This is a genomic window from Paenibacillus lycopersici (assembly GCF_010119935.1).
GTDB classification, from domain to species: Bacteria; Bacillota; Bacilli; order Paenibacillales; family Paenibacillaceae; genus Paenibacillus_Z; species Paenibacillus_Z lycopersici.
In genome coordinates this window covers 4,699,613-4,716,806 of sequence record NZ_CP048209.1, presented here as the reverse complement: position 1 = coordinate 4,716,806, position 17,194 = coordinate 4,699,613, and the positions used below count along the sequence as shown (strand labels likewise).

Annotated in this window: 17 protein-coding genes; 7 read left to right on the top strand and 10 right to left on the bottom strand. The window is 58.8% G+C overall.

What is annotated here, in order from left to right:
• The first annotated feature begins 1 nt into the window (after nucleotide 1).
• The 3 genes from GXP70_RS20905 to hisC all read left to right on the top strand — a co-directional run bounded on the left by GXP70_RS20905 (nucleotide 2) and on the right by hisC (nucleotide 2,499).
• Nucleotides 2-442 (top strand): SRPBCC family protein, encoded by a 441-nt coding sequence (locus tag GXP70_RS20905; RefSeq protein WP_162358626.1) that lies wholly within the window; start codon nucleotides 2-4, stop codon nucleotides 440-442.
• A 43-nt stretch (nucleotides 443-485) separates the two neighbouring features.
• Nucleotides 486-959 (top strand): SRPBCC family protein, encoded by a 474-nt coding sequence (locus tag GXP70_RS20900; RefSeq protein WP_162358625.1) that lies wholly within the window; start codon nucleotides 486-488, stop codon nucleotides 957-959.
• Nucleotides 960-1,383: 424 nt separating this feature from the next.
• Nucleotides 1,384-2,499 carry a histidinol-phosphate transaminase gene (hisC, locus tag GXP70_RS20895; RefSeq protein WP_162358624.1) on the top strand — a complete coding sequence of 372 codons (1,116 nt, stop codon included), beginning with the start codon at nucleotides 1,384-1,386 and terminating at the stop codon, nucleotides 2,497-2,499.
• Nucleotides 2,500-2,739: 240 nt separating this feature from the next.
• Here the strand turns inward: hisC and GXP70_RS20890 are convergent, their stop codons facing one another.
• The 8 genes from GXP70_RS20890 to GXP70_RS20855 form a co-directional block, all read right to left on the bottom strand.
• On the bottom strand, nucleotides 2,740-2,979 hold the full coding sequence (locus tag GXP70_RS20890) for a hypothetical protein (protein ID WP_162358623.1): 240 nt from the start codon (nucleotides 2,977-2,979) through the stop codon (nucleotides 2,740-2,742).
• A gap of 161 nt (nucleotides 2,980-3,140) precedes the next feature.
• Nucleotides 3,141-3,866 carry a class I SAM-dependent methyltransferase gene (locus GXP70_RS20885; protein WP_162358622.1) on the bottom strand — a complete coding sequence of 242 codons (726 nt, stop codon included), beginning with the start codon at nucleotides 3,864-3,866 and terminating at the stop codon, nucleotides 3,141-3,143.
• A gap of 665 nt (nucleotides 3,867-4,531) precedes the next feature.
• Nucleotides 4,532-5,236, bottom strand: a complete 705-nt coding sequence (locus tag GXP70_RS20880) for a metal-dependent hydrolase (protein WP_162358621.1) — start codon at nucleotides 5,234-5,236, stop codon at nucleotides 4,532-4,534.
• 197 nt (nucleotides 5,237-5,433) lie between these two features.
• Nucleotides 5,434-6,300 (bottom strand): anti-sigma factor, encoded by an 867-nt coding sequence (locus tag GXP70_RS20875; protein WP_162358620.1) that lies wholly within the window; start codon nucleotides 6,298-6,300, stop codon nucleotides 5,434-5,436.
• On the bottom strand, nucleotides 6,297-6,872 hold the full coding sequence (locus tag GXP70_RS20870; protein ID WP_162358619.1) for an RNA polymerase sigma factor: 576 nt from the start codon (nucleotides 6,870-6,872) through the stop codon (nucleotides 6,297-6,299). The genes GXP70_RS20875 and GXP70_RS20870 overlap by 4 nt, the downstream gene beginning before the upstream one ends.
• An 86-nt stretch (nucleotides 6,873-6,958) precedes the next feature.
• Complete coding sequence (locus GXP70_RS20865; protein WP_162358618.1) at nucleotides 6,959-7,927, bottom strand: cupredoxin domain-containing protein; 969 nt, start codon at nucleotides 7,925-7,927, stop codon at nucleotides 6,959-6,961.
• A gap of 21 nt (nucleotides 7,928-7,948) precedes the next feature.
• Nucleotides 7,949-9,544: a cupredoxin domain-containing protein gene (locus GXP70_RS20860; protein ID WP_162358617.1), complete on the bottom strand. Its 1,596-nt coding sequence runs from the start codon at nucleotides 9,542-9,544 to the stop codon at nucleotides 7,949-7,951.
• 215 nt (nucleotides 9,545-9,759) lie between these two features.
• Entirely contained in the window at nucleotides 9,760-10,161 is a 402-nt protein-coding gene (locus GXP70_RS20855) for a hypothetical protein (RefSeq protein WP_162358616.1), read from the bottom strand.
• 226 nt (nucleotides 10,162-10,387) lie between these two features.
• On the opposite strand from GXP70_RS20855, the gene GXP70_RS20850 reads away from it, so the two are divergent.
• Together GXP70_RS20850 and GXP70_RS20845 are read left to right on the top strand one after the other, a co-directional pair.
• Nucleotides 10,388-10,861: a MarR family winged helix-turn-helix transcriptional regulator gene (locus tag GXP70_RS20850; RefSeq protein WP_162358615.1), complete on the top strand. Its 474-nt coding sequence runs from the start codon at nucleotides 10,388-10,390 to the stop codon at nucleotides 10,859-10,861.
• Nucleotides 10,862-10,893: 32 nt separating this feature from the next.
• Nucleotides 10,894-12,141 carry an MFS transporter gene (locus GXP70_RS20845; RefSeq protein WP_162358614.1) on the top strand — a complete coding sequence of 416 codons (1,248 nt, stop codon included), beginning with the start codon at nucleotides 10,894-10,896 and terminating at the stop codon, nucleotides 12,139-12,141.
• Between the two features lie 145 nt (nucleotides 12,142-12,286).
• Here the strand turns inward: GXP70_RS20845 and GXP70_RS20840 are convergent, their stop codons facing one another.
• Nucleotides 12,287-13,435, bottom strand: coding sequence for an oxalate decarboxylase family bicupin (locus tag GXP70_RS20840; protein WP_162360589.1), 1,149 nt, complete (start codon nucleotides 13,433-13,435; stop codon nucleotides 12,287-12,289).
• Nucleotides 13,436-13,484: 49 nt separating this feature from the next.
• Complete coding sequence (locus tag GXP70_RS20835; RefSeq protein WP_162358613.1) at nucleotides 13,485-14,219, bottom strand: cupin domain-containing protein; 735 nt, start codon at nucleotides 14,217-14,219, stop codon at nucleotides 13,485-13,487.
• 223 nt (nucleotides 14,220-14,442) lie between these two features.
• On the opposite strand from GXP70_RS20835, the gene GXP70_RS20830 reads away from it, so the two are divergent.
• Both GXP70_RS20830 and GXP70_RS20825 read left to right on the top strand, forming a co-directional pair.
• A complete protein-coding gene (locus GXP70_RS20830) occupies nucleotides 14,443-15,873 on the top strand; it encodes a TolB family protein (protein ID WP_162358612.1) in 1,431 nt (476 codons plus the stop codon).
• Nucleotides 15,874-16,195: 322 nt separating this feature from the next.
• Nucleotides 16,196-17,131 carry a glycosyltransferase gene (locus GXP70_RS20825; RefSeq protein ID WP_162358611.1) on the top strand — a complete coding sequence of 312 codons (936 nt, stop codon included), beginning with the start codon at nucleotides 16,196-16,198 and terminating at the stop codon, nucleotides 17,129-17,131.
• Nucleotides 17,132-17,194 lie beyond the last annotated feature (63 nt).

Here is a 17,194-nt window from a genome sequence, read left to right as displayed (position 1 = left end):
CATGACAATGCAGCGCAAAGCCGAACATGCCGTATTTACGGTCGAACGCGTCTACGGGGCGAAGCCGGAACGCGTATTCGCCGCCTGGTCGAATCCCGAAGCGAAGGCCAAATGGTTCGCGAAGTCGGAGGTGTTCGAATTTCGCGTCGGCGGGCGGGAGTTCAATAGCGACACGTTCCCGGACGGCACGACGGTTCAGTTCGAAGCGAATTACCAGGAGATTGTCCAAGACGAGCGGATCGTTTATTCGTACTCGCTCGATATGAACGGGAACCGGGTCTCGGTCTCGGTCGCGTCGGTCGAATTGAAGCCGGAGAACGAAGGGACGCGGCTTGTATTCACGGAGTCGGGCGTATTCCTTGACGGGCATGACACGGCGGAGCAGCGCGAGCACGGCACGGGCATCATGATGGACATGCTGGGGAAGCTGTTGTCGGAGTAACGGGATTTCGGCAGTAAATATGAAGACGAAAGCAGGGTTGACGATGACGAACAAACCTTTCCAGTATGACGATGCCGGCGAGAACGAACTGGTCGCCGTACGCGTGATCGATGCGCCGCGGGAGCTTGTGTTCGACGCATGGACGAATCCGGAGCTGCTGGCGCAATGGTGGGGGCCGAAAGGATTCACGAATACGTTCAGCGAATTCGATCCGCGGCCCGGAGGCGCTTGGGTATTCGTCATGCACGGCCCGAACGGCGTCGATTACCCGAACACGAACGTGTTCGAGGAGATCGCCGCGCCCGAACGCATCGTGCTCAAGCATGTGGCGGCCCCGATTTTCCGTCTCACCGCATTGTTCGAGGACCTGGGCGGCGGCAAGACGGGCATCGTCTTCCGCCAGCAGTTCGAAGAGGCCAAGGTGTTCGAGCACGTCAAAAGCTACGCCGGCAATGGGAATGAAGAGAATTTGGAAAAGCTGAACGAAGTCGTGATGAAGCTCGTCGCCGACAACTAAGGCCGTGAAGGCCGGATGCCGACGGCCGCAGGATGCATGTTGCCAACGGAAGATGCCGACGGCGCCAGGATGCATGAGGCCAATGCAGGATGCCAGGTCAGCAGGATGCTGACGGACAAGCAAGATGCCGGAGGCTAACCAACATGCCATAAGCCAATCAAGATGCCAGTGGCCAACCGACATAGCCAAAGGCTGACCAATACGGCCAACACGCTAAAAGCCGTTCCGCAAGCAGATGCCGCCGCTTGCGGAACGGCCTTTTCGTGCGTCTTTTCCACGTTCCTCTTGCTAACGCTATGCAATATGCGCTATAACATGAAGAACGGCATGTCGCCGGATTCGCGCACACCGCGGCCGGCTGGCCATGCACAAGCAGACAAGATTCACCGAAACGACACTACATAAGAGATGGAGAGGAACAACCATGACGCAAATCGGGGAGAACACCGCTCTGCATGTCAAAGCGAGACAAGCGCTGGACACCATCAAGCCGTACACGCCCGGCAAACCGATCTGGGAGGTGCAGCAGGAATACGGCCTGGATCGTGTCGTGAAGCTGGCATCGAACGAGAATTCGCTCGGCCCGTCGCCGAAGGCGCTGGAGGCCATTCAAGCGCGGCTGGGCGAGCTGCACCGTTATCCGGACGGGCTGTCGTCCAATCTGGTGAACGCGCTGGCGCAGGAGTTCGGGCTCGCGAGCGACAATTTCGTCGTGACGAACGGCGGGGACGAGCTGATCGTGCTCATCTCGCAGGCTTACCTGGAGAAGGGCGATGAAATCATCGTGCCGGACCCGACCTTCAGCGAGTACGCATTCGGCGCGAATCTGATGGAGAGCCCGATCGTGAAGGTGCCGCTTCGCGACGGATTCCGGTACGCGGCTGAAGATCTGCTGGCGGCCGTAACCGAGAAGACGAAGATCGTCTACCTATGCTCGCCGAACAATCCGACCGGCACGTATCTGCCGGAGGCCGAGCTGCGCAGCTTCCTCGACCGCCTGCCCGAGCGCGTGCTCGTCGTCATCGACGTTGCGTACAAGCACTATGTGACGGCCGACGATTATAGCGACGGCATCGCTCTGGTCCGCGAAGGGTATCCGGTCATCGCGCTGCATACGTTCTCCAAAATCTACGGGCTTGCCGGAATCCGCGTCGGCTTCGGCGCCGCGCCATCGGCGGTCATCCGCACGCTGTTGAAGGTGAAGGAGCCGTTCAACGTCAATGCGCTGGCCGAGGCGGCCGCGACGGCGGCGCTTCACGACGAGGCGCATATCGGCGCATCGCGCCGGATGAACGAAGAAGGCCGCGAGCAGCTGTACGCCGGCTTCCGCAAGCTGTCCATGCCGTATACGGAGAGCATGGCGAACTTCGTGCTCGTGGAGATCGGGGAGCAGGCGGAGCGCATCTACCAGCAGCTGCTGGAGCGCGGCATTATCGTCCGCTATGCCAAGAGCTGGGGCTTCCCGAACCATTTCCGCGTCTCGGTAGGCACGCACGAGGAGAACGAAATCTTCCTCAAGGCGCTGGAAGAATTGCGTTAACGAGCTCGGAACGCGCGGCATCGGCCGTATGAAACCGCATTGTGCAAGAAGCTGGCCGCCGAGCATGCCTCGGCGGTCATTTTGACGTTCGGAGACGGCGCTTGGCGGAGGCGGGCTAGCAGCGTGAATTGCGTGCACTTGTCGACAACAAAGGAAGGCATGGCGTCTCGGCCTTAACGAAGGCATTACCGCCAAGCAGGCGGATACGATCATCGGCTGCGCAGGCGCGTTGAAGGCCGGTCAAACGCTGTCCGTCGACAAGCGGGCGATGTCCGATGCGTCCTTGGCGGTATAGCTCGACAGCAAGCCGTTCTCCATCGCCAGGAATATCCATTTGGTATCGTCGCGGTTCACTTTGCCGTCCCAGATGACGTCTCTCTTCGCCGCGATGACGGTTAATTTCGGACGGACCGGATGACGACAGGCACGGTCCGAGAGACAACCGCAGTCCAAGAGAGGCACGGTCCAAGAGATTGACACGATCCTAGAGACTGACATGACCCATGAAATACACGTAGTCCAAGAGAGGCAGGCGGCTAGAAAGCAGCCAAACTGACAAAGCCTCCGGCAGCGGGCGAAGGCCCGGCTGTCGGAGGCTCGTTTGTCGTCGGCACATGATGCAGCGAAGCCTTACGCGCTCCTTATTTCCGGGCTTCGACGATGAGAAAATGCGGGCGGGTCGACAGGTAGCCCTGCCATTTGGCGAACCAGCCGGCCGCTTCGGGAAGCGCTGCGGACGCTTCGTCGGGCTGCGGCTCGACGATGCGCTCGATGACGAAGCTGGCTGCGACGGCGTTCAAGATGTCCTGCATCGACCGATGGTAGAACGAGACTTCCACCGGCCCGGCCGCTTTCTTGTTCCATACTTCCGACAATAATTGCCGCGGGAAGTAGCTCGTTTGACCCAAGTCGCTCAAGTCTATGAACGGATGATGCGTCGAGAAAATAAATCGCCCGCCCGGCTTCAGGATACGGCGGAATTCCCGGAGAACAGGCGCCCAGTCCTCGACGTAATGCAGCGTGAGCGAGCTGGCGATCAGGTCGAACGACGCATCCTCGAACGGCAGCGCCCCGTTCAAATCGCATGTGAGCACAATCGCGCGGTCTCCGTTGCGCCGTTTGCAGGCGGCGGTCATCTCCGGGCTGATATCGATCGCCGTCACGCGCGCCCCCCGCTTGATATATTGCTCCGTGTACCAGCCGGCCGCGCATCCGGCGTCAAGAACATGCATTCCTTCCATATCGGGCGGCATCAGCTTCATCATGGCGGGCCGCTCATAATAAGCGTTATGTCCGCTGTCCGTATCAACGTGCAGTTCATAGTCTTTGGCTAGCTTGTCGTAGGCTTGGATGACCCGTTCTTGCATGGTTTGTGACCTCCAGTCCGAATGCACCGCACGATCGGGAGCGGTTGTATGTCTATGATTCCGTATGAACAGGCGTATTCGCATAGCCTATACGAGACAGCTTCCTTAGCAACGGACACAGGATGCGTTATTTCTAATGAAATCGGTGTTTTAAGTTGGCGATCGGACACAGGATCCGTTATTGCCTCCGGGAAGCACCGAATGTCTGCATATTGGGCGACATAACGCATCTCCTGTCCGCGAGGTTACGTAAAAACGATGAAAACCGGCCGATAACGTATCTCTTGTCCGTCTCCCTGCTTCGACGGCAATATGTTGTTGCCTAGCGGTCGAACAGCCGATGGATCAAAATGGTTTCGGCAACTTTACCGGGGGAGCGGCAGATTGAGAGCATCAGCCTGAGAGAGCCAGCCTCAGAGAGCTAGCCTGGGGGCGACCTGCGGAGAGCAGTGGGGAGCAGTTGGAAGCAGCGGGGAGCAGCGGGAAGTCCTCAGGAGCTGCCCGTGAATGGCGGTTTAAGCTGCCTCGAGCGAGCAATTATGGGATAACTAGCCGTCGATCCCGCTGTAATAAAAGAGTTTGCCCCGGACTGCCCGGTTTGCCCCGGACTGCCCCCGGAAACGCTCGATTAACGAGCATTTCCGGTTCTGGCTGCATCGGTCTATTTAACGTCCGGCTACTTCCAGCGTGTCGCCCGGCGCCATCGCTTTGCCTTTCAGGCCGCGGGTCTCCAGTTGGCCGACGAATTTCTCCGCGTCCTGCTTGATGCCCGGGAACGTGCTGTGGTGAATCGGCACCGCCAGCTTCGCGTTGTACCACTCCGCCGCTTGCAGCGCATCTTCCGGCCCCATCGTGTAGTGGTCGCCGATCGGCAGGAATACAACGTCGATCGGATGGCGTTCGCCGATCATCTTCATGTCGCCGTAGAGCGACGTGTCGCCGGCATGGAGAATCGTCAAGCCTTCGGCGAAGACAAGGAATCCGGCAGGCATGCCCGCATACAGGATTTGTTTCGTCTCTTCGATAACGATGCCCGAGCTGTGGAACGCCTGAACCATCTTCGCTTTGGCGAAGCCGAGGTCGAACGTGCCGCCCATGTTCATGCCGACGGCGTTCTTCACGCCTTGCCAGGACATGTACGTGGCAAGCTCTACGTTCGCGACGACCGGCGCGTCGTTATTCGCTTTCGCGATCGGCGCCGCGTCCAGGATATGGTCCTGGTGGGCATGGGTCAGCAGGATCGCATCGGCCTTAATGTCCTCCGGTTTGGTTTTGGCAATCGGGTTGCCGCTCAGGAATGGATCGATGATGAGCGATTTGCCGCCCGTATCGATTTGGATGCAGGCATGGCCGTGGTAATGGATTTTCACAGGATCGCGCTCCTTTGTCGGGTATGGTTAGCAATGTACATGGTGCAAGCCATCTTTAATAGTGACACAACTCGCAGGGTGATTTCAATGTCGACGGTCATCCCGAGCGCGATAGTACGATAATAACAGGATTCTTTTCGGACGAACGAATAGAGAGGGCCGCGGCTCAGCGCCGCGGCCCTTCTGCATTCGGCGATTCAGGATAAGGAACCGTACATTCGCGTGCCGCGCGGCTGACTTCCGCGTTCATCGGGCTCGAGCGTGATGCCGATTGCGTCGAAGTCGAGCTGCTTGCCTTGAATCGGCATGGCGAGCAATCCGATGCCGCGCTCGGCGCTGCCGACTCTGAACGTGCCCGCGCTCGTGCGCTTGCCGTTCTTGATGAGCCACACCTGGTAAGCCTCCTCGCCAAGCGTCGGCGGGGCGCCGAACAAATAGACGACGAACTGCCGGCTTTGGCCGTTGTCGACAATGCACGCAACGCCGGACGAGCCTTCGGATGCGGGTGACTGCGATTTCAAGGAGACGAGCTGTTTAATGCTGGACGCGGAGACGGACAACGCCTGCTCGACGGGCAGCGGGTCGGCGGCATGCTCGCGGCGGAGCTGCGCGTTCCAGACGGAGAGCAGCACGATCGCGGAGACCGCGGCCGTCAAGAGAGCGATCATCGGCTTCATGCCGCGCGGGAGCCGCTTCTGATTCGTCTCTCTCGCGGGGGACGGGCGTCTTGCGCGTTCGAACGCTGCGCCGAACGGATGCCGAACGCGCTCGGCCGCTGCACGGAAGGGACGCAGGCCGCTGATTGCGCCCGCGCCGCCTTCCGTTTCCGCATCCGCCGCGCGGACGGCTTTCATGACCTGCTGCTTCAGGTCTTTGGGCGGCTCGATCATTTCCATATTAGCGGGGAGCGCCTCCCAAACGATATTCAAATCTTCAAGCTCCTGCCGGCAGCCGTCGCAGGTCGGAAGGTGAAGCTCGAAGACGCGCTTGTCTTCTTCGCTGCACAAGCCCGCCACATAGCTCAGGCATTCTTCGCATATGAGCGATCGTCCTCGTTCCGTCATCCCGTTCCAACTCCTTCCGCCGTCAGATGTCTTCGCAATATTTTCAACGTTTGATGCAGCCGGTTCTTGACGGTGCCGAGGGGCTGATTGTACAACGCCGCCAGCTCGCTCAGCGTATAGCCCTCCCAATAGAAGTGCTCCAGCAGCGTTATCTGCTGCTTACTCAGATGGCGGTATGCGGTGCGGATCTGCTCGCGCACGAATTGATGCTCCGCCTGCGCCTCCGGAGACAGGCTGACGCCGTCGGGGATGCGTTCAAGATCTTCCCGCAAATAATGCAGCATGCCCTTGTTCTCCCTGCGCCGCTTCCGGAGCGCGTCCGCCGTTATGTTGCGCACGATCGTGAGCAGCCAGTTGACGAACTTGCCTTTGTCCGGATTGTACACCGACTCGGTTGTCCACAGCCGCAGAAAGACGGCTTGCACGATATCTTTGGCGGCGGCTTCCTCCTTGACCGATCTCCAGGCAAAAGAGTACACCAGTTTCGCATGCCGGTCGTACAGGGTGGACAGCGCGGCATGCTGCTTGCCTTTGACGAGAAGCATCAATTCGTAATCCGATAGATTGTGCATGCATCGCGCCTCCAAGATCGGCATGATTAATTGATTTCATTGTAACGACAAACGGTCTAACGGTAAACGGCCCCAGGCCGGCGGGTTTACTTGACGACGGTGATGACGGCCGTCATGCCTGGATGCAGGGAGCAGTAGTAACTGAATTCGCCCGCATCGTTGAAGGTGATCGTCTTGGCAGCGTCCTTCTTCAGCAGCTTCGTATCGAAGACGTTGTCGACCGAAGTGGCGGAATGCTCCACTTCGTCGCGGTTGATGAAGGTGACGCTGTCCCCGGCTTTGATCGTCAGCTTGTCGTTCGAATAGGCGAAATCCTTGATCTCGACGGTGTACGTCTTCGGCTTCGCTGCCGGCGCGGTCGGTGCGGGAGCGGACTTGCCGGTTCCCGCTGCCGGCTCAGCTCCGGCGCTGCCGCTTTTCTTATCCGTACCCGTCTTGCCGGAAGCGGAAGGATGACCGGCGGTACCGGGCTTGGCGGAAGAGCCGCCCTTGTCGTCAGAGCCTATCTTATCGGAGGAGGAAGGGCGATCGTCTGCGCCGGCTTGGCCGGAAGAAGCGACTTTGTCGTTCGAGCCGTTCGTATCCGCCGAGGCAGAGGCCGGCTTGCCGCCGCCATCGTCCGATACGGCTTTCTGATCGCTGCTGTTCGCGCTCGCCTGATTGTCACTGTTTTCGTCCGTGCCGCTAGTGCTGCCGGTACTGCCGGTACTACCGGTACTACCCGTGCCGGAGCTGCCCGAGCTTGCGTTCTCTGTACCCGTACCGCCGCTTGCGTTTGCGGTTCCGCCGCTGTTGCCCGTACTGCCATTCCCCGTATTGCCGTTGCCCGTTCCGCCGTTACCTGTCCCGGCGGTATTCGAGCCCGGCGCTGCGACGTCGCTCTTGTCATCGCCGGATGTGCCGATTGTTGGGCCGGAGGACGTACTGCCGTTACCGGAATTGGCGGCGCTGCCGGAATTGCCGCATGCCGCGAGCAGGAGGCAGCACGCAAGCAGCAGGCCGATCCCGATGAGCCGCGAGCGAGGGCTTATCGCTCTTCGTTGCAGATTCCGCATCGCGTTTCAGCCTCCTTGCCGTTAGATCACGATGATTTGACCGGTCATGAATTTCATGTGCGGCTGGCAATAGAAATCGTACGTCCCCGGCTTCGTCAGCGTAATCGTGTACGATTCGTTCTTGGCCAGAAGCGGTACGGAGAAGCTGCCGTCCACCGCGACGGCGCTATGGCTGACGTCGTCCTCGTTCTTGAACACGATATGGGAACCTGCCTCGACCGTGAGCGGACCCATGCCGAACGAATAATCCTTGATTTCGATCGTGTACGTCTTCGGCACCGGCGCCGTCGTGCCCGTGAAGGTCGCGGGATTCAGGACGAACCAGACATGGTTGACGTCTTGACCGAGCGTGTCGCCATGCTTCGTATCTTTGATGAAATAGTAGAGCGGATAGCCTTTGTACGTGGATTGCTTGCTGCCGTCGGCGCGGGTAAGGCTGCCCCAGTCCGCGGCGTTCGCGCCTGTCGGCAGGGCGGAACCGGAAGCGTAGTAGGCCGGCCAATTGGCGAGGCAGGTTCCTTCGCAGACGCTCGCGCCTGGCGTATCTTTGTCAAAGTAATACAGCGTTCTGCCCATGTCGTCCGTCAAATAGTTGCCGAGCGTCTTCGATGTGCCGAGCATGGCGGCGTAATCCGCTTTGGCGACGAACCAGACGCCGCCGACCGTTTCGCCGAACGTATCTCCGGGCGCCGTATCCTTCGCGAAATAATAGAGCGGCCAGCCTTTGTACGTCATCTGCGCGGCGCCGTCCGTGCGGTTCAGCACGCCGAAATCGGCGGCGTTCAACGTGGCCGGAATTTGCAATTCGCCGGCAGGGAAGATCGGCCATGCTTTCAGGCAGTCTCCCGTGCAGCTGTTCGGGTCGGCGGCGTCCTTCGTGAAGAAATAGAGCGTCATGCCCTTGCTGTCGGTGAAAATCGTGCCGAGCTTCGCATCCTTATGGAGGCGTATGCGCTCGCCGGAAGGCAAGCTCGCGGAAGCGGACAGCACGCCTTTCGCCTGGAGCGAAGCGAAGAAGGCCGCGCCGTCGGCGGTCTTGGCGCCGAGCGCTTCGATCAACGCGGTCGCGATGTGGGCGTTCGTAATCGCGGCATTGCCGGCGATTTGGTTAAGCCCTTTGCCGGCCGCGAACGCTTCGGTTTGCGCGTAGTCGAAATCCGTGCCGGAGCGGTAGCCGAGCGATTCCAGCAGCACTTTGTACAGCTGTTGCGAGCTGATCGGCGCGAGCGGCATGAACTTGCCGTCGCCGGTGCCGTTCCAGCCGAGCTCGGGATGGGCTTTCAAAAAGCCGAGCACCGCCTGGTTGCTTTCGCCGACCATAGCGGCATCCGCGAAATTGTCCGTCGGCCGGTACGCCATCGCTTCCGCCAATCGGCCTTGCAGTCTCAGCGCGATGACGGCTGCCTGGATGCGCGTTGCGCCTTTCGCCAGGTAAGCGTCCGTTACGCCGCTGCCGTCGCCCAGCAGCAGGCCGAGCGTGCTTGCGGTCTTCGCATCCGACGTCACGGACGTTGCAGACGGAGCGGCTACCGGTTCCGCGGCGGCGCTCAGGGGAAGCAGCAGCGTCGCGCACAGCAGCGCGATCATGCCAAGCAGGTTCAAATACGTTCCCTTCATCGATCATTCCTCCTTCGTGATTTTGGTTTCACAGGAAGAAACGACGAAGGCGAAGAATCGGTTTGAAGGCCGGAATTGTTTTTGTGCATGAAGGGTGAAGGAGGCGCGGCGGTGCGGCTTGTCATGCGGCCCGGCTGTAAGGAAGCCGCGGAAGGAGCGGAATGAAATAGCAAGCTCTGAACGGCCCGAGGTTCGATGCAGACACCGTCCGCCGATCAAGAGGTCGGCGTCCATTGCGCAAGACGGACATCGCGAATGTAGCGCATTGCCCGGTCCACGCCGTGCAGGCAGTCGACGGATGTCCGAATCGCTTCGAAATGCCGATCCATGAAATCGACAAGGGTGCTTAATACGAAGGCGGCGCTCCCGGCATCGGGCACGCCGAATGCCCTCATGGGCGCAACCAAGGCATACGCGGCATTCAGTTCGCGCAGTTCGCGTTCAGGATCGCCGGCAAAACGATACAGGTGGTACCGTTCGCCGTCCCGTTCAAACTCCGCCATATACGAAGGCTCGCGAAGCGATCGCAGCTTCGTCGTGTTCGTTATGGCAATGGCGGTTCCGTGCAGTTCGGCGTCCCGGACGCAATCGGCCCAGAGCCGGTTTAAGTTGGGCAAATACAAGCGGATCTCCTCCAGTAGCGTCGTATCGTATCGCGTTGTATGAATAGCATTACCCAAGGAGGCGGCAGCATGATTACTTATCCGCAGTTCGTCCACATGAAGCTGGAGGGCTGGTTCGCCAACTGCTTTTGTCGTCGGAAGCGGCAGTTGGGCGGTTGACAGATTCGGTTGTTTGGAATATAGTTGTCTAAACAACTAATAAGGCGACGAGGTGATTCGGATGACGACAGAGGAACGCAGCTTGCCGATCGGCTTCTTGATGGGCATGACATACCGGAAGCTGTCGGCGCTGTTCCAGCATCGGCTCAGCAGCTACGGCATTACGCCCGAACAGTGGTCCGCGCTTTATCAGATCGACCGCGCGCAAGGTCTGATCCAGAAGGAGATCGCAGAGCGGACGGGCAAAGACAAGCCGTCGACGACGCGGATTCTCGACCATTTGGAGAAGAAAGGGCTTATCTATAAGAAAGCGGGCGAGCGAGACCGGCGGTCGTTCCTCGTGTTCAGCACCGAGCTTGGCCAATCCGTCATCCGCGAGACGACGCCGATCGAAGACAGCGTCACCGCCGAAGTGATGCAATGCATCTCGGAAGACGAATACGGCATGATGACGGGGCTGCTGCAGCGCATTCGCCAACATATCGAGAGCAAGCTCGCCGGCGCGGACGCGCAGGACGAAGGGCTTCCCGACTGAAACCTACTAACCTACTTACTGGAGATGAATTTATGCAGCAAGAACAACAGCGAACCCCATTATGGACAAGACCGTTCATCGCATTGACGCTCTGTTTCTTCATGTTATTCCTGAGCCTGCAAATGCTGCTCTCTTCGTTCCCCGCGTATGTCAAAGACGAGTTTCACGCGGGCAACGTGCAGGTCAGCCTCGTTACTTCGGTCTTCGCGCTGGCGGCGATCGTGTCGCGCTTCGCAACGGCCTCTCTCATGCGGCGCTACTCGCGCATGAAGCTGCTGATCGTCGGCCTCGTCATAGCGGCGGCGACGACGGCGCTCTATTCGGCGGCCGGCTCGTACGGCGCGCTGCTCGCGCTTCGTATCGGCTACGGCATCGGCTTCGGGATGGCGAGCACGATTCTGCCGACGCTCGTATCCCGCATCATTCCGCTGCGCCGGATGGGCGAAGGAATCGGCTATTTCGGACTATCCACGAGCTTGGCGATGTCCGTCGGTCCGTCGATCGGGCTGAACGTCATGAAGCAAGCCGGATTCCAGGAGCTGACGATGCTCGGGTTGATCGCGTCGGTCGTTATTTTCCCGCTCCTGTGGCTGTCCCGTTCGAAGCACGACATAAAGGCCGATGCGGCCGCTCCCGCGGACTCCAACGCGCAGAACAAGCCGAAGCAGGCTCCGGCGGCCAAACCCGAATTCAACCGCAGGCTGCTGTTTCCCGCGCTCTTGAACGTACTGCTGTCCATTACGTACAGCGGTCTGCTTAGTTTTCTCGCGCTGTTCGGCGATTATGTGCATATCGGGCAGATCGGCCTGTTCTTCCTGTTCAACGCGGTGACGGTTATTCTCGTCCGTCCGTTCTCCGGCCGCATCTTCGACCGTTTCGGACACGCGACGGTTCTTATTCCGGCCGGCTTGTTCGTTACGGCCAGCATGATCGTGCTGTCGAACACGCACGCCATGCCGATGCTCGTCGTGTCCGCGCTGCTCTACGGCGTCGGGTTCGGCGCGATTCAGCCGACGCTTCAAGCGTGGATGCTGCGTTCCTCGACGCCGGAGCAGTACGGCATGGCCAACAGCATGTTCTATAATTCGACCGATCTCGGCGTTGCCGCCGGAGCGATCCTGCTCGGGGCGATTTCCGCGGCGACGAGCTACCCGGTGATGTACCGCTATTCGGCCGGCGTCATGGCGCTGTTCGTCGTCCTCGGAGCGCTGCAATATCTGTCGGCGTCCAAGCGCGCCAAACGTTCGGCGCAGACGACGGTCGGATCGGCGAAGGCATGAACCATCAAGCATAGCCCATAACCCGTTTTTCATAGATTCCACTTCATCCAGAAAGCCTCCGTATCCCGGCATTATGCCGGAATACGGAGGCTTTCTGGTTTCTAGCGGACAGGTCGGCGCTGCAATGTTTTTTGCACGTATTCAATTATCGCGGCGGGTACTTCACGACGGGCCATTTGACTTTGCGCAGCGACTTCATGAGCTCCGGCGAAGCGTTCAGGTTGGCGCGCACGAGCTGGTGCGGCGTGAGGGCCATCCACTGGTTCAGCGAAATATCTTCGAAGCGCGGGCTGCGGAACATCTCCAGGAACCAGAGCGTTTCATTGCCCGTATTTTGCACGTAATGACCCATCGCGAACGGCACGTAGCCGACGTCCCCGGCGCGGTAATCGAACGTGCGCGCGATCCCGTTACCGCCGAATACGGTCATTCGCCCTTGGCCGGACAAGTAATACTGCCATTCGTCGTTATTGGGATGCCAATGGAGCTCGCGCATGGCGCCGGGCAGGATTTCGACGAGCGCAGCGGCGATCGTCTTGGCAGCCGGGAAGTTGCCGGAATCGGCGATGCGGACGCTTCCGCCAGGGGTCTTGAGCGGCTCCTGCGCCAGCAGCGAATGCTTGAACGCGAGCGGTACCGTGCCGTAAGGCGACTGGACTTCCTGGCTCTCCAGCGATCCGGGCACCTGATCTCTGAAAATATAGACTTGCCCGGACGGAATGCCGTTAAACGCTTCTTGCGGAACGCCGAAGTTCGCGGCAAGGACGTCCTTCGGCGTATGCGCAAACCAATCGGAAATGCTCAGCGTGTTCAGATCGGAGAAATGGCCGTCATCGAAGACGAGCAGAAATTCGCACCCTTCCTCAAGCGCTTGAATGGAATGCGGCAGCCCCGCGGGGAAATACCACAGATCGCCTTGACCGACGTCTGCGATGAAGTTGCGTCCCTGCCAGTCTACGGACGTAATCCGGGCGCAGCCGCGGATCATGAACGCCCATTCCGCCTGCTGATGCCAGTGCAGCTCGCGCACGCCGCCGGGGATGAGGCTCATGTTGACGCCGGCAAGCGTTGTGGCGATCGGCAGGTCGCGCACCGTGATTTCACGCGACCAGCCGCCTTGATTCAGCTGCATATGGGTATCGGAGAACGACATTTTCATATTCGGCAGCAAGCCGGCGTCGGTTGCCGGCGGGACGAACATATTCGGGTTCTCCAGATCCCGCATGACGTCGCGCGGACCGAGGTCGAGCCCGCCGGCGCCGTCGCTGCGTCTGATCGGCTGCGGGACGGGCATCGGAGCTGCAGCGGGAACGGTATTGGGATTGCGGCTGCTGCCCCATGCGTTATTCATGGAAAGAACCTTCCCCGTTCGTCCAGCCGTTACCGATCATGCCGATGGGATAGGGCCGGAATGGATAATCATGCTGCGGAAAGCCGGACCCGGAGCGATGATGGCCGTACGGTACCTGCGCCGCCTGCTGCCGATAATGCCCTCCTTGCCGGGCTGTATAAGGAGAAGCGGCCATGCCGGCGACTTTCGGCGCATTGCAATCGGCGGGCGGACCGATGACGACCGTCTGCGTAATCGGCGCGAACGTTTCTTTGACTTTCGCTTCGTTCAGGCAGTAGGTATGCGCGAGCACGCTGGCAGGCGTCAGGCGGAATAAGTCGGAGCCGGGAATGAATTCGGGCACCGGCTGATCGAAGACGGCCAGCAGATGGGTGTTGTCGACGGTGGCCATTTCGTAATGCCACCAGCCTTGCGGGATATTCGCCACTTGGCCGGGCTGGATCGGAATGTTGTTCAATGTTTTCGTAAAGGGATTGATAAAAGAAACGAGCGCCGCGCCGGAAATGCAATAGACGAGCTCGGTCGCGTTCTGATGAATGTGAGGCTCCACGACGTTGCCGGTGCTCAAGTATATGTCTAGCAGCGACACATTGCCAAGGGTGTTCAGCTGGCTGATGGATAACGCGTTGATCAGATTGCACGCGTCCTTCGTGAAGAAATTATTGTTCTTCAAATCGTAAGTAAATTGCACGTTCGGCGAGGTGAAGTCCATATAGGAAACTGCCATGCGCATTTCCTTCCTTTCCTGATCAAACTGGGCGATCGCCCGACGGGATAGTCTATGTTCGCCGCCTGGCATTGGTGCCCTCGGCCGGAACGATAAAACAGCGCCGGACTGCGAATACTAAGCTGCCGGATTTGCGTTAGGCTGAGAATGACATCGATTGTCCGGCGGAAGAGAGGCCGATATGGAAGGAAAACATCGTATACATAGGATTGCGATCCGTTGTATGACGGGTCGCGGCCGGCGGCTAGTTATGGCGCTGGCGGTCATGTTCGGGACGATATGGGGGCTGCGGCAGGGGACGGCAGCAGCTGAGGCACCGCAAGCGCAAGGCGTACAGCCGGCGCTGCAGCAGCCGTTGGCAGTGAAGGAGCCGCAGAAGCCGTATAAGGCGCAGACGCCGAATAAGGCGGAGAAGCGAGAGCTGACGACGCAGGCCAGGCCGGGAGTTGCGAATCAAGCGGAGGCGGTTTTCGTGCGCGGAGGCGCCTTATGGGTCAAGGAACGGGGCCGGGAGCGGCCGTTGACGGAGAACGGCATCGGTGCGCGCAATCCGTCCTGGTCGCCGGACGGGCGTTACGTCGCCTACAATACGGGGGAAGACCAGCGTCAATTGTGGGTCGTGGACGTCGCCGCAGGGAAGAGCCATCTGGCGGCGCCTGACGGCGGGAGCCGGTTTCAATGGTCGCCGGCGAAGGACCGCCTTGCTTACTTGCAGGACGAGAAGCTGCGTACGGTCGGTGCGGAAGAAGGCGACGAAGCCGCCGACGTTGCCGGAGAGATCGGCAATTTCGGCTGGCTGCCGGACGGGAGCGGTTTTCTCGTCTCGTCTGCCGCGCAATTGCTGCCGGACGGATGGACACCGGTACGCATCAGCCGGATCATGCTGCCGACGGAAGCCGCGGACCCGGTGCAGGAGGAACAGATCTATGTCCTTCCGAAGCAGATCAACGATCTGATCGTCGTCGGGACGAGCGGGTTCAAATGGTCGGCGACCGGAGCGTGGATCGCTTTTCTCGCTACGCCGACGGCTTCATTGTCCACGGACGGCAATACGCTCTGCGTGCTGTCCGCCGACGGCAAATCGTTCCTGCCGTTCGCGCAAATCGCCCGCAACGAGCAATGGTTCCAGTGGTCTCCCGGCAGCGGTGCAGGGGGAGCAGACAGCTTGGCGTATATCGACGGCGTGGGCAGGGAGGCTTCGTCCGACAAACGGTTAACCGTAACGCCGGTTCCGGAATTACAGCCGAAATCTTATACGCCCGACGGCTTCGTTGACCAGAATTTCGCATGGTACGGCGGCGATGCGGTCATCGTATCCCGTGCGCGGGCAGGCGCTTGGACCGGGGATTCCGGACAGCGTCCGATGCCGGCTTTGACGAAGATCGGCTTGACGGGCGGCATACAAACCGTCTTGACGAAGCCGCCCGGCAAATGGGGCGATTTCAGTCCGGTTACGTTAGCCGGCTCCGGCGGCTCGCTTGGCTGGGTTCGTTCCGATCGGTCGGCCGCGAACGTTATGCTGGCGAAATCGGCGGGCATCGCGAAGAAAGCGCCGGTATGGATCAAAGGCATCGATAGGGGCGACGATTTCTACGAGCAGTGGAACTGGCAGCCGGTGTTGCAGTTTAGACAAGAAAGCGAGACGGCCAAGTAAGGGGAAGGGCAAGCGTACCGGGCGGCCATTATATGCTTCGGTGCGCTTCCGGCGCATGCTCAGGGAATAGCGCGACATGTAAGAAAGGCTGCCAAGCGATATGCTTGGCAGCCTTTCGCGATTGTCGGCTATTACAAGGCTAGCTTGATGATGGTAAGCGCGGCTCTTGTCCAAGCAATTCGATCGTTGCTTTCATAGGATAGCTTACTTACGGCAAAAGAAAGGGGAGGAAGCGATTCCTGCCCTTTCTTCTATGTACGGTACCAGAGGACTTTCGTGTGAAATGCCGCCGCAAACTTGTCTACAGGGAGATGAGTTTCTATTGAAGAAGCTAAAACTACTAATAATCACGCGTGACTTCAGTCGGCATATGGAGCGGAGCTTTTATTATTTTCAACAAGAGCTGTTGGCTTACGCGGACATTGCGCTATATCACAAGGATGACGACATTTCTTTCATTCTCAAACATTTGCCCTTCGAGCCGGACTTCATTCTGCTGAATGATCTTCGCGATACTCATTGTCCGAGAATAGAAGGGCTTTCCCGTCTTTCCGTCCCATGGGGCATTATCATGCATGACCTCCACTTTAACATCAAGGAACGTAAAGCCTTCATCCGCCATCATCGTGTTCCCGTTATCTTTTCGATGTATCGCAACGCTTTTATCCAATTGTATCCTGAATTTATTTCGAAAATGAGATGGCTGCCGCATTTTGCACATGCTTCGATTTTTCGGGATTATCGCGAGGCGAAAAGCATTGAAGTGCTGCTAATGGGTTACGTAGAGCGGAAGTATTACCCGCTGCGGCTTCAAATGCTGGATCACTATCGAGGTCGAACGGGCTTTGTATATCACGAGCATCCAGGCTATGTGCACTTCCAGAATCAGACAAACGCTTGGATCGGCGAAAACTATGCCAAAGAAATCAACAGAAGCAAGATATTTCTCTCGTGCGACTCCATTCTTCATTATCCGCTTCGAAAATATTTTGAGATACCTGCCTGCAATACGCTGCTGCTCGCTCCGAGTAATCAGGATTTGCTGGATTTGGGCTTCGAACCGGGAAAACATTTCGACTCGATATCAGAAGATGATTTCAGAGATAAAGTGGATTTCTACGCTGCGCCACGAAACCAGGCGATAGTAACGAAAATAGCCAGACAAGGTTTTGAATTTGTTCATAGACACCATACATCGGCAGTTCGTGCGGCTGAATTCATACGGATGATCCAGTCGATTATCCGATCCGGTTCATAAATGATGTTCTTAATGACAGACTTTTTTCCCTGTTTTGTTAAGATCGTCCATACCGATTCTTGC

Excerpts from the sequence above, each read along its gene's own strand:
- GXP70_RS20900 (WP_162358625.1), top strand. The coding sequence starts at position 486 with ATGACGAACAAACCTTTCCAGTATGACGATGCCGGCGAGAACGAACTG.
- GXP70_RS20840 (WP_162360589.1), bottom strand. The coding sequence starts at position 13,435 with ATGCCCGTCCCGCAGCCGATCAGACGCAGCGACGGCGCCGGCGGGCTC.
- GXP70_RS20845 (WP_162358614.1), top strand. The coding sequence starts at position 10,894 with ATGCAGCAAGAACAACAGCGAACCCCATTATGGACAAGACCGTTCATC.
- GXP70_RS20905 (WP_162358626.1), top strand. The coding sequence starts at position 2 with ATGACAATGCAGCGCAAAGCCGAACATGCCGTATTTACGGTCGAACGC.
- GXP70_RS20835 (WP_162358613.1), bottom strand. The coding sequence starts at position 14,219 with ATGGCAGTTTCCTATATGGACTTCACCTCGCCGAACGTGCAATTTACT.
- GXP70_RS20850 (WP_162358615.1), top strand. The coding sequence starts at position 10,388 with ATGACGACAGAGGAACGCAGCTTGCCGATCGGCTTCTTGATGGGCATG.
- GXP70_RS20885 (WP_162358622.1), bottom strand. The coding sequence starts at position 3,866 with ATGCAAGAACGGGTCATCCAAGCCTACGACAAGCTAGCCAAAGACTAT.
- GXP70_RS20860 (WP_162358617.1), bottom strand. The coding sequence starts at position 9,544 with ATGAAGGGAACGTATTTGAACCTGCTTGGCATGATCGCGCTGCTGTGC.
- GXP70_RS20865 (WP_162358618.1), bottom strand. The coding sequence starts at position 7,927 with ATGCGGAATCTGCAACGAAGAGCGATAAGCCCTCGCTCGCGGCTCATC.
- GXP70_RS20830 (WP_162358612.1), top strand. The coding sequence starts at position 14,443 with ATGACGGGTCGCGGCCGGCGGCTAGTTATGGCGCTGGCGGTCATGTTC.
- GXP70_RS20870 (WP_162358619.1), bottom strand. The coding sequence starts at position 6,872 with ATGCACAATCTATCGGATTACGAATTGATGCTTCTCGTCAAAGGCAAG.
- hisC (WP_162358624.1), top strand. The coding sequence starts at position 1,384 with ATGACGCAAATCGGGGAGAACACCGCTCTGCATGTCAAAGCGAGACAA.
- GXP70_RS20875 (WP_162358620.1), bottom strand. The coding sequence starts at position 6,300 with ATGACGGAACGAGGACGATCGCTCATATGCGAAGAATGCCTGAGCTAT.